This is a genomic window from Chamaesiphon sp. OTE_8_metabat_110, assembly GCF_031382685.1.
In the GTDB taxonomy this organism is placed as follows: Bacteria; Cyanobacteriota; Cyanobacteriia; order Cyanobacteriales; family Chamaesiphonaceae; genus Chamaesiphon.
On the sequence record NZ_JANMZA010000402.1, the window covers coordinates 1 to 10828 of the forward strand.

A 10828-nucleotide genomic window follows, 5' to 3' on the forward strand; every position below is an offset into this window, starting at 1 on the left:
CGATCGATGTAGAGATAACCGATGCACTTGCCCCATTTAACTCAAGTTGCTACCTTATAGAATGCCTGCGACTGAAACCGCTGAGGTTATAGGTAGCAACTGTGATTATTTACGCCTCTTTCGCTCTTGTCGTCCCCATCCCAGCGGCTGATGATGGCAATCCCCAAGTACCAACGATAATAGATCGTAGATCCTCAGATCGATCGGTTCCTTATCTACAGGTAGTCCTATGCTCAGTCAACTATTCGATGCTGCTAACTTATTTGTCCTACCATTCTGGGCATTGATGATTGTCTTGCCCAAATGGGAGATTACCCGCAAAGTAATTTCATCCCCATTACCCTTCATCACTCTCGCTGGATTGTACGTCTACCTGCTGGTCGTCGCTGTCAACCCCGAATCAGCCGCAGCGCTTGCCAATCCCAAACTGGCTGACATTGCCCGGTTCTTTGCCGATGAAGGAGCTGCTGCTATCGGCTGGGTACATTTCCTGGTAATGGATTTATTTGTCGGACGGTACATCTATTTAGAAGGACAACAGAAAGGGATAATTACGATTCATTCGTTAATTTTGTGTTTATTCTTTGGCCCGATCGGGTTATTATCACATCTGATTACTAGTGCGATTTCCGATCGACTCAAAAAACCTACCCCTACTTCGGAACCAGTCTAAAAAAGCTGATGACGTTAGAATAACCAGGTTATTGAGACGGCGGTTGGCTCGGCTAGAGCGAAAAAATGATGGCTGGGAAAGGGTTGCTAACTCCATGTAGACTGAGGATCGATAAAATCTTGGGTGAGTCTACAGATGCAGTTATTTAGTTCCCATCGACGGATTGCGACAACGTGCGGGTGGTTATTGGTGCAGTTATTAACGATCGTTCCGGCTCGGGCACAGCAGCCAGTCGCGCCGCCAGCCTTATCAGCCGTCTGTGCCAGCCAAGTGCCAGCAGCCATCAATAACATCATCGATCGACCGGAATTGCGCCGCTATCGGTGGGGGATTGTCGTTCAGGTATTAGGTGGCCCCAAGCAGCTTTATAATCGGGATGGCGATCGCTTATTTATTCCGGCTTCCAATGTGAAGTTGATTACCACAGCGGCGGCACTCCGCCAGCTAGGAGCCGCGATGCGGCTGCGGACTTCTGTATATCAACTGCCGAGTAATGGCAGCTTCAGCAACCTCTTAGTAGTGGGTAGAGGCGATCCGAGTTTGACGGTGAGCGGGTTGCAATCGATCGCGCAACAACTCCAACAACGCGGCATCAAACAGATCGGACAAATTAGTTTTGATGATAGTTATTTTCGCGGGGAACAGATAAACTCCGGTTGGGAATGGGGCGATTTATCGACTGATTATGCACCCGCAATTAATGGGTTGATGTTGAATCAAAATTCCAATCCTTTAACGGTCAGTTCCCAACAATTGGGGATGCCATTAAGATATGCTTGGAAAGATCCGAGTTTAAATAGTTGGCAAGTCGATAATCGCAGCTTGACGATCGCCGCTAGTCAAGATAATAATGTTGATGCGGTCGCGATGTTTGGCAAACCAGTCATCAAATTGACAGGTAAACTCGCAACTAATGCTACTCCGATTCAGATCGATTTACCACTAGCAGATCCGGCACAATCGTTTATCAGTGCCTTTCGCCAAAGCTTGAATCGATCGGGCATCAATTCTAATAGTATGCGCTTAGGAGCGGCACAAAGTACGATTAATTTACCGGAAATTGTCGCGATCGATTCACCCCCAATTACCACATTAATTACAGAAACCAATCAGCGAAGTAATAATATCTACGCCGAAGTTTTGCTCAGATCGATCGGTCGGACTCATCCCGAACACTCTACTAGCGATCGAGATACTAGCAATCTCGGAATTGCCTTAGTAAAGCAACATTTAACGGCAATGGGTGTCGATCCGCAAGCCTATAGTATTTACGATGGTTCGGGTTTGTCACGACACAATTTAGTGGCACCGACTACTTTCATGCGCGTTTTATCAGCGATGGCAACTACACCAATCGGCAAAATCTATCGCGATTCTTTACCAGTCGCGGGCATTAGTGGCAGTCTCAAAAATCGCATGAAAGGAACTTTAGCTCAAGGGATTGTCAGCGCGAAAACTGGTAGTCTGAGCGGCGTTGCCAGTCTATCTGGATATGTTAATCCACCTCAATATGCACCATTAGTATTTAGCATTATCTTAAATCAACACGATCGACCCACATCGCAAATGGTTAAGGTTATCGATGAGGTAGTGGTGGTATTAGCAAGCCTCAAACAGTGTTAGAGCAGATCCTCAAAATACCGCTCATTCAGATCGAGAATTCCTGTTTCCGGGGCGATCGTGTGTACATAAGTTGGCTAGACTTCGTTTTGAGATCCAAATCCCCCAACCCCCTTGAAAAGGGGGCTTTAAAAGTCCCCCTTTTTAAGGGGGATTTAGGGGGATTTCTAGGGATTGCGAGTGTTACTCTATAGATCTGTAGGTTGGGTTGAGAGAAGCTTTGGCGAAGCCTCTCCGTCAGGAAACAACCCAACATACCCAACAAAAGTTTCTTTCTAACTCTAACCCGATTAAAACTTATCCGATAAAGCAGCAACACATCGATCGCAAACCAATGGATGTTCGCTATTTTCACCGACAGTAGATGAATAGTTCCAACACCGATCGCATTTGGTACCATCGGCATTAACTACCCCAATTTTGCCACCTTCAACAGTAGTTTGATGTGGCAATCCGGCTAGTCGCTCGGCATCGTCAATTAGCTCGACTTGAGAGGCTAGAAAGAGGTATCGCAATTCGTCAATCTGATTGGATTGATGCTGTGGTAAGGCGGTAGTCGCGGGTGCGTGGGCGGGTACTACTAATTCACCTGTAGGCTCTGCTAGCGATACCGTCCGCACGGGATGATATTGTGTGCCGATGATGTCATTTTTATACGCGATCGCGCGATCGAATGTTTGGCGACGTTTTTCTTTATTTAATAAGTTACGCGCCACAAAGATACCACTCATCACTATGCCGACACCTTTGAGAGTAGTTTCGACAAAGGGAATCCGATTGACAACATCGAGCAATCCGATTGCGATATACAATCCAAATGCCCCGGTAAGAATCAGTAAAACATTGCCAATCAACCGCCACCCTTTACTATAAGCCTCGATCGCGGTGGCAATCGTTGCGCCGATGGCGTTACTACCACTTGTAATGGTTGCTTGTAGTTCTGGTAATGGCGAAGCGTTTATTAGTTTATCGATCGTCGGCGTCTGCGAATTAGTAACACTAATTACAGTCCCGCCTTTCTTATTCCCCTCCTGGGAGGGGCTAGGGGTGGTTGCGGTGGATGCCGAATTAAACGACATCGCGCCTAACTTCGCTCTGAGTGCCGGATCGCTCACCTGCAACAATACCTTCGCTTCTAGACTCGAACCGATCGCTTTGTCGGTACGGGCTTGTTCCATCACCTTATTTACATCCGTCCGCAGGTCGCGAACTTTGTCCCAGGTGACGGCTAAATCTGGCTGTAACCACTGCGGATCGAGTTTGACCCACCCGGCTTCAAATACAGATTTATAGGGGGTTGGGTAGGGCAAATACTGCCAGATATCTTCCGCCATATGACAGAGGACGGGCGCGATCGCGCGGGTGAGATTTTCGAGGATAATTGCCAGGACTGTCTGACAACTGCGACGGCGGAAGGATGTCGGCGAGCTGATGTAGAGGCGATCTTTGGCGATATCGAGGTAGAAGTTGGACAGATCGACGATGCAGAAATTCTGCACTAATTGGAAGAATTTAAAGAATTGATAGCGATCGAATGCTTCGGTAATCTCGTCCAATACCACACTCATTCGGTGCAGCATGTAGCGATCGAGTTCGGCTAATTCGGCATAAGGAACGGCATCTTTCGCCGGATCGAAATCGTGAATATTTCCCAATAAGAATCGCGCGGTATTCCGAATTTTGCGCGAAGCATCGGATAATTGCTTGAGGATATTTGGGCCGATTCTGACTTCGGTAGCATAATCTACCGATGACACCCATAAGCGGACGATATCCGCACCGTAAGCTGGATCTTTCTGCTGGTTTTTACCCCCATCCATAATCACCATTGGGTCGATAATATTACCCAATGATTTACTCATTTTTTCACCTTTTTCATCCAAGACGAAACCGTGAGTGAGGACGGTTTTAAATGGGGCGATGCCATTATTGGCGACACTAGTGAGCAAACTCGATTGGAACCAACCCCGATGTTGATCGGAGCCTTCGAGATACATATCGACGGGATAAGTTAAATTGTCTCTTTGGTTGGCAACCGCCGCCCAGGATGAGCCGGAATCAAACCAGACATCCATCGTATCGGTACCCTTGAGATAAGTACGTCCATTGTGACGATGAGATTCGGGTAATAATTCCTCGACAGACATCGAATACCAAGCATCGGAACCATGCTCGCGGACGATACTTTGAACGTGGTTAATCGATTCTTCTGTCAGTAATGGCTCATTAGTTTCAGCATCATAAAAGACGGGAATCGGTACGCCCCAATTGCGCTGACGCGAGATACACCAATCCGATCGTTCGGCAACCATTGGCGTAATCCGATTCTCACCCTGAGCGGGGATCCATTCGACTTCCGAGATCGCTTTTAAGGCTGCTTCTTTAAACCCTTTCACCGACGCAAACCACTGTTCGGTAGCACGGAAAATCGTCGGTTTCTTGGTGCGCCAATCGTAAGGATATTTGTGGGCATAAGACTCTTCTTTAAGTAAAGAATGCGCTTCGAGTAATGCTTGAATGACTAGCTCATTACCATCGCCTAAAACATTTGCACCTTTAAATAATTCCCCCGCTTCTTCGGTGAAATTACCATCGCCATCTACAGGTGCCAGAATTGCTAGCCCGTATTTTTGTCCGACGATATAATCTTCTTGACCGTGCCCTGGTGCGGTATGTACCAAACCCGTACCCGATTCCGTAGTGATGTAATCGCCACCGATAATTACCGGACTGTGCCGATCGTACAGCGGATGTTTGTAAGTGGTATGTTCTAGATCTGCGCCTTTAATTTCGGCTTTAGTAGTCAGGTTCAGATTGAGTTTAGCTGCCAAACCTGCGACCATATCCGCAGCGACGATCGCGTATTTGCAGCCACTATATTGATTATCTTCGCGTCCGGCGACTTCTACGATCGCGTAGCTAAGTTCGGGATTTACCGCCACTGCCAAATTTGCCGGGATCGTCCAGGGCGTAGTAGTCCAGATCGCGACTGCTAAATCGTCCTGAAATGGCTCTAAAATCGCCTTGGCAGCATCAGCAACCTGCGTGACTTTAAATGCCGCAAAAATACTCCGTGAGGTATGTCCTTCGGGATATTCTAGCTCTGCTTCTGCTAGCGCCGTCTTAGAACTCGGACTCCAATGCACGGGCTTCAACCCGCGATAGATATACCCTTTGAGCACCATCTGCCCGAACACGCCGATCTGTGCGGCTTCGTATTCTGGTTGCAGGGTGAGATAGGGCTTATCCCACTCCCCCCAGACACCCAGCCGTTTGAAGCCGAGCTTTTGTTCTTCAACTGTCTTGAGTGCGAATGCTGCCGCTTTTTGCCGTAGTTCTAGCGGGGTCAGATTTAGACGCTCCGCTGGCTTCATGTCTTGGATGACTTTAAGTTCGATCGGTAGTCCGTGACAATCCCATCCCGGTACATAGCGAACTTTTCGCCCCTTGAGCAATTGGTAACGGTTGATGATATCTTTAAGCGTTTTATTGAGCGCATGACCCATGTGTAGCGTCCCATTAGCATATGGGGGGCCATCGTGCAGCACAAAAATTTCGCCCAGATTTGACTGTGACAGTCGTTCAAAAATCTGCTCGTCTGCCCAGAATTTTTGGAGTTCGGGTTCGCGAATGACAGCGTTAGCCCGCATGTCAAACTTAGTCTGGGGTAAGTTTACGGTATTTTTGTAACTTCCGGTTGCTGCCACAGTAGTAAATGCTGATTGGTTTGTATCAGTCTATTATACGCACACAGGCGTGAGCGACGGCGCAATAATGAGTGATGTAATATTTTTAGGCTCTAATTGCAGGGACGATCGCATGATGTCAGTGAGATTGTCCCCAGATCGAACCCACCTACTCGCGATCGTCAATCGATCGATAAACCAATGTCAGTTTTTGCAATTAACTGTCAGCTTCCAATGCTCTGATAAATTCGCGAATCACATCTGTCTTCGTTCTTTCCGTCTTCGCAGTGAAGTTTTGAAGAATGGATAGTTCCTGGTTAGGGATCTTGACATTTAGTTGTTTGATTTTTCTGGTCTTCGTACTCATACTTTCTATGGCCATATCTTAGTTAGTAGATATTTAACCAGAAAATATTAGCTTCAAACAAATCACCTACGTTGGTCTATTGATGTAGGTTGATGAATTATCAAATTTATGCCCACGATCCTAGCACGTATTTTACGAAGTCGGAAGGTCATGACTCTGGCAAGTCGGGCAATAGTGGGTACCGCGACCGCCTAATCTAATTTTTTCAATCGGGGTGCCACAGACGCGACAAGGCTGCTTGGTACGGTTGTAGACCCATGCCATGCCCCCATAGTTACCATTTGTACCCTGAACGCTGAGATAATTGCTAAAGGTAGTACCACCTTGCTCGATCGAGAGTTGGAGTACGGCGATAATCGATGCGCGCAATAGTTCGACTCGATCGATCGTCAGTTGGTTTGCGGACGTATTCGGATGAATTTTGCTCATAAATAGCGCTTCATCGGCATAGATATTTCCGACTCCCGCGACTAAGTTTTGATCCAGGATGACGGTTTTGATATTGCGGGACGACTTCTGAAGCTTGGCGGCAAAATACCCGGTACTAAAAGCCAGATCGAATGGCTCTGGCCCTAGTTTAGCGATGCCCGTCATCACCTGTTCCAGTTGCTTGCTCGGCGGGATCCACCACATCTGTCCGAATGTCCGCTGATCGACAAATCGAATTTCCCGATCTTTACCCAGAAACAATCTCACGCGCGTATGCTTGTGCAGCTCTGTGTGGCTCTCCACCCACAGCAATTGCCCCGTCATGCGTAAATGCACTCCCAGCCAGCCAGCCGCCTCTGGGGTCTTTGTAGACACCAACTGTGCATATAAATATTTGCCCCGCCGATGCCAACCTTGAATTTTGGTATGCTGGAGTCCGAAGCTAAACTCTTGGGGCGTTTCGGGATGAGCGATCGTCCGTGGTAATAATACTTCAGTGCCAGTAATCGCTCGATCGAGTGTATACCGATCCAACCCGCGACGAACTGTTTCAACTTCAGGTAATTCTGGCATTAGTTATCGTTAGACTGTTAACTAGGGGATGGGTGAGGATCTAGCTAACACAAATTAGTATAGACCGATCGCTCTCCCTAGTTTCCAGTCAGGTGGCGCTTATTTTGCGACAGCTTTAGCTGCTGGTGCCGAAACTTCCACCAACTCACTGACGGCGAAGTTATTGGTATTGACGCCGCCAGCGTTCCCACTGAAGCCGCTGCAATTAACTTTATCAAAACGCACGATGACGTTATATTTGATGCCGCTTTGGTCGATCGAGACTACGCTCCCGATATCCTGGAACCAGTAAGATTCCTTGCGGAGGACGCGAACTTGGGAGCCACGTTGAAGTGCCATAATTACTTTTCCTGCTTGAAGTACTTGGTTTTTAAAAAGGATTCAGCCACGATTAGCTATCAGGCTTATTTTCTGCAAATTTCGCCCTCTTTTTGACACAAGGTAACAAAGCTTAAACAAAGAGGGGAGTTGGGAGTTGGGAGTTGGGAGTTGGGAGTTAGGTTTTATTGAGCTTTTAGAACTACGTTCCAAGTTTCCCGTTCCTTACTTCTCCAGTTTCTCAAACCCTCCCTCCTGCTTTCTTATCTCCCACCTCCCAACTCCCAACTCCCAACTCCCATCTCCCATCCCCCACATCCCATCTCCCATCTCCCATCTCCCATCTCCCACCTCCCAACTCCCATCTCATATACCGTGTCCAATTCCGTCTTCGACTCCGAACACCTGCTATTCACGCCAGCATCGCCAGCACGAGATGCAATTCCGACGATCTTTGCTTTTCCGAATACATATACAGTCGGCATCACTAGCTTGGGGTATCAGGTAGTATGGGCGACTTTAGCCATGCGATCGGATGTGGATATTTATCGGTTATTTACAGATGTCCGCGAGTCCTTACCGCGATCGCCCGAACTGGTCGGATTTTCGCTATCTTGGGAATTAGATTATGTCAATATTCTCAATTTATTAGAGTTATTAGAAATACCACTACGGAGTAGCGATCGCGGCGATAACGATCCCTTAATATTCGGCGGGGGGCCAGTTCTTAGCGCTAATCCCGAACCATTTGCGGATTTCTTTGATGTTGTTTTAGTCGGTGATGGGGAAGATTTATTAGGTAACTTTATCACTGCTTATCAAGAAGTTCGCACAGCCGATCGAATCACCAAGCTCAAGCATTTAGCGCAAGTACCCGGAATTTATATTCCTAGTTTATATCGGGTTGAATATGCTGAAAATTTAATTACTAGTATTTTGCCGATCGATAGTAATATCCCCACAACTATTACCAAACAAACCTATCGTGGCAATACCCTTTCTGCCTCCAGCGTCGTCACTGAGAAAGCCGCCTGGGAAAGTATTTTCATGGTCGAAGTCGTCCGCAGTTGCCCCGAAATGTGTCGGTTTTGTTTGGCAAGCTACCTAACTCTACCTTTTCGCGTTGCCAGTGTCGAAGAATCTCTAATTCCCGCGATCGATAATGGCTTACAAGTCACCAATCGCTTGGGCTTACTCGGCGCATCTGTGACACAACATCCAGAGTTCCCCGCATTACTAGAACATCTCGCTCAACCTAAGTATGATGATGTCCGCTTGAGTGTATCCTCAGTCCGCACCAATACCGTCACCGTGCGACTAGCTGAAATCTTATCCCAACGCGATAGTAAATCACTCACGATCGCCGTTGAAAGCGGCTCAGAACGAATTAGAAAAATCGTCAACAAGAAACTCGAAACCGATGAAATATTTCAAGCAGCGGCTAATGCAAAAGCTGGAGGTTTAAAAGGATTAAAGCTCTATGGAATGGCGGGAGTTCCCGGCGAAGAGAGTAGCGACATAGATGAAACGGTGGCAATGTTGCGATCGCTCAAAAAAGCTGTTCCTGGCTTACGTCTGACATTTGGATGCAGTACCTTCGTGCCGAAAGCTCACACGCCATTTCAATGGTTTGGAGTCAATAAAGAAGCAGACAAAAGATTGAAATTACTGCAAAAACAACTGACTCCGAATGGGATCGAGTTTCGTCCCGAAAGTTATAATTGGTCGGTGATTCAAGCGATAATTTCTAGAGGCGATCGCAGGTTATCTCAGCTACTCGAACTTACCCGCAATTACGGGGATTCGATCGGCAGTTTTCGCCGTGCATTTAAAGAGTTGCGCGGGCAGGTGCCAGAGCTAGATTTTTACGTCCATCAAACTTGGGAGATCGATCGAGTCTTACCGTGGAGTCATATTATTGGGCCATTACCACAACCGACTCTAATTAAACATTTAGAATCAGCAACATCACAATTCTCTACCCCCAAAACTGTTGTAAGTATTTAGCCCCATGACGATGAATGATTGCGGTTAAACCACTATAACTATTAATTTGTAGGGTGGGCAATGCCCACCAACACCATTTTCGATTTAACAAAACATTTGGGTATTTAATGTCGATCGATTCGTGAAGAGATTACTCGATAGAATCAAACAGTTGAAATTCTTTTTGCTACGGCTCTAAATGGTCTGTGGGCAATGCCCACCCTACGTTTTTTCTACTCTGCACAATTCTCTAATTTAGACTATTCTTATGTTGAGATATGATGGACTATACGTTTCAGAAAAAATTAGTCACCCAACACCTGATTATTCTTACTGTTACTATCTCCGGTTTTATAAAGATGCCAGTTTAATTTTGAGATCGCATAGTCATTTTAACAACCACAAAAAAGCAACAAATTACTCTTTTATTAATTTAGATTTAGATTAATTCATAGGGTGGGCAGGATAATAGATGGTAAGGTGGACACTGACCACTATATAGGTTTCAGACTTATTACCATTAATGAAAACTCAGGGTAGGGGCAATTCATGAATTGCCCCTACCCTGAATCAACGATCGATTAAATCTAATAACTATCCGTAGGATTTACCAACTTAAGTAACTTCTGCTTGATTTGGTTGTCGAATACTTCCCACTTCAGCTTCGAGAAATCCGAATTATCATTAAACCCACACAAGAACCCAACCGGGATTTCAAACCCACCAGCGGTAAATCTACCACCGCCGAAGAACCGTCCCTCGCTATTTTTACCAAAGGCTTCCTTGATAAACTCGTCTGGATCGAGGGTTAATTTGGACGTGCGGAGGGAACCAATCACCAATTCGACTTCATCATCCTCATCGCGAACGATGCCGTATACAACCGCCGTATGGACGTTCTCCTCGGTAACTAGGAAATCTGCTGCTTGGGGAATGGCGTCGCGATCTTCATAGCGTAAATAGCCGACACCCGCGATCGAGAAGTTATTTTGTACTACTCTATTGGTAAGCGATCGCTGAATGACTTCCATCACTCGTTTCGATCGGTATACTTGGAGGATGGCATTGAGCAGTTGGGCGTCATAAAAGCGGCTCAGATATCCCGCCGCTAAAAAGTCTTCTTCCTGCGCCTGCATCAGGCGGTTGGTATCGGAGCGTAAGCCGTGCATCAGTGCG

7 protein-coding genes are annotated in these 10828 nt (G+C 46.7%); 3 read left to right on the plus strand and 4 right to left on the minus strand.

Annotation, left to right across the window (positions count from 1 at the left end):
* Nucleotides 1-229: 229 nt before the first annotated feature.
* Together RMO52_RS14660 and dacB are read left to right on the plus strand one after the other, a co-directional pair.
* Nucleotides 230-673 (plus strand): ABA4-like family protein, encoded by a 444-nt coding sequence (locus RMO52_RS14660; protein WP_309738386.1) that lies wholly within the window; start codon nucleotides 230-232, stop codon nucleotides 671-673.
* A 135-nt stretch (nucleotides 674-808) separates the two neighbouring features.
* Nucleotides 809-2296: a D-alanyl-D-alanine carboxypeptidase/D-alanyl-D-alanine-endopeptidase gene (dacB, locus tag RMO52_RS14665; RefSeq protein ID WP_310415524.1), complete on the plus strand. Its 1488-nt coding sequence runs from the start codon at nucleotides 809-811 to the stop codon at nucleotides 2294-2296.
* Nucleotides 2297-2583: 287 nt separating this feature from the next.
* On the opposite strand, the gene ileS is transcribed toward dacB, so the two are convergent.
* The 3 genes from ileS to RMO52_RS14680 form a co-directional block, all read right to left on the minus strand.
* Entirely contained in the window at nucleotides 2584-6000 is a 3417-nt protein-coding gene (gene ileS, locus RMO52_RS14670; protein WP_396134994.1) for an isoleucine--tRNA ligase, read from the minus strand.
* A 478-nt stretch (nucleotides 6001-6478) separates the two neighbouring features.
* Nucleotides 6479-7348, minus strand: a complete 870-nt coding sequence (locus RMO52_RS14675; RefSeq protein WP_310415527.1) for a DNA-formamidopyrimidine glycosylase — start codon at nucleotides 7346-7348, stop codon at nucleotides 6479-6481.
* 99 nt (nucleotides 7349-7447) lie between these two features.
* Nucleotides 7448-7687 (minus strand): photosystem I reaction center subunit IV, encoded by a 240-nt coding sequence (locus RMO52_RS14680; RefSeq protein WP_309743389.1) that lies wholly within the window; start codon nucleotides 7685-7687, stop codon nucleotides 7448-7450.
* A gap of 354 nt (nucleotides 7688-8041) precedes the next feature.
* On the opposite strand from RMO52_RS14680, the gene RMO52_RS14685 reads away from it, so the two are divergent.
* The gene (locus RMO52_RS14685) at nucleotides 8042-9673 is read left to right on the plus strand and encodes a radical SAM protein (RefSeq protein WP_310415531.1); all 1632 of its coding nucleotides are present in this window, start codon (nucleotides 8042-8044) and stop codon (nucleotides 9671-9673) included.
* 566 nt (nucleotides 9674-10239) lie between these two features.
* Here RMO52_RS14685 and RMO52_RS14690 read toward each other — a convergent pair.
* The coding region (locus tag RMO52_RS14690; protein WP_396134995.1) for a bifunctional oligoribonuclease/PAP phosphatase NrnA at nucleotides 10240-10828 on the minus strand (589 nt) is incomplete at its 5' end.